Source organism: Streptomyces spiramenti (assembly GCF_012034385.1).
GTDB lineage: Bacteria > Actinomycetota > Actinomycetes > Streptomycetales > Streptomycetaceae > Streptomyces > Streptomyces spiramenti.
Window position 1 is genome coordinate 1 of record NZ_JAAVJB010000096.1, and the last position, 1,166, is coordinate 1,166.

At 77.6% G+C, this 1,166-nt stretch carries 1 protein-coding gene; it reads right to left on the reverse strand.

Translation table 11 applies throughout. The features are described from left to right. Window positions 1-95: 95 nt before the first annotated feature. Window positions 96-1,085 (reverse strand): DUF1015 family protein, encoded by a 990-nt coding sequence (locus tag HCJ92_RS24350; RefSeq protein ID WP_209311076.1) that lies wholly within the window; start codon window positions 1,083-1,085, stop codon window positions 96-98. Between the last annotated feature and the right edge of the window lie 81 nt (window positions 1,086-1,166).

A 1,166-nucleotide genomic window follows, 5' to 3' on the forward strand; every position in this document is an offset into this window, starting at 1 on the left:
GCCCGGCGTGGTGTCACGCCGGGCGACGCGCGGGTCCGCGCGGTGCGGCGGGGGGTCCACGCCGCGCGGGGCAGGGGGCCGCGGCTGTCGCCGACTCAGCCGAGGTAGGCGAGCAGGTCCGGCAGCGGCCCGGGTCCGAGGGTGGTGCTGTGCGCCGGCATGCCGTGCCCGCCGGCGGCGGACCACAGCTGGTTCCAGGTGGGCGCCGGCAGCACGAGTCCGGTGCGACCCGGTGGGGGTCGCCCGGCGCTGTACCCGACGTCGGGTTCGATCCCCTGGTCCCGGCAGAGGGCCGGGATGACGACGTGGTCGCAGACGGCGGCGTCCGACTCGGCCCACTCCGACGGCAGCCAGCGCAGGCGCCGAGCCAGCAGCACCGGCGAGACGGCGGAGATCTCCCAGGTCAGTCCCTGCCCGGTGAGGAGGAAGCTGCCGCGCTGGGGCGGTTGGAGCGCGACGCTGCGGGGGCGCAGCCGGACCCGGGCGAAGCGTTCGGCCGACTGCGCGGCACGGCGCGGGTCCAGCCCGGCCACGACGCGATGGGTGGCATCCAGCCGCAGCGGGTGCCGCCCGTGGTCGACGACCATGGCCGGTAGGCGGCCGGTGGTGGGACCGGGCCGCGCGCGGTACAGCCGCCGGGCGGCCTCCAGCCGGTGGTGGCCGTCGGCGAGCAGCACGGGGCCGAGCGGGGGCGCGAGCGTGGTCCACCGGGGGTCGCAGGCCCACAGCCGCAGCTCGCCCTCGTCGGGGGTGGCCAGGTGGAGGTCGGGCGGCCGTGCGGTGGTGTCGGTGACGCACTCGGTGAGGCCGCCGAGGTCGGGCGCGGCGAGCAGCAGGGGGTCCCGGACGCCGCCGCGGTCCCGGATGGTGCGCATGTGGGCGGCGACGACGCGGTCGTCGACCTGGGTGTGGCGCAGCACGTGGCCGCTGTCGGGACCTCTGACGTCGAGGGAGCCGAGGACACCGCGCTGGCAGACGTTGCCCCACTCGTCGCGTCGTTCGAGCACGTAGGAGGGGGTGAGGAGATCGGGGCGGGGGCGTGGGGTGCTCGGCAGGGCCGGTGGGGACAGCAGGTCAGACAGCACTGAGCTCCTCTTCTTTCGAGGAGGGGGTGGCCGAGGGTCCGGTGGGGGCGGGGGGGGGGGGGGGGGGGGGGGGGGGGGGGG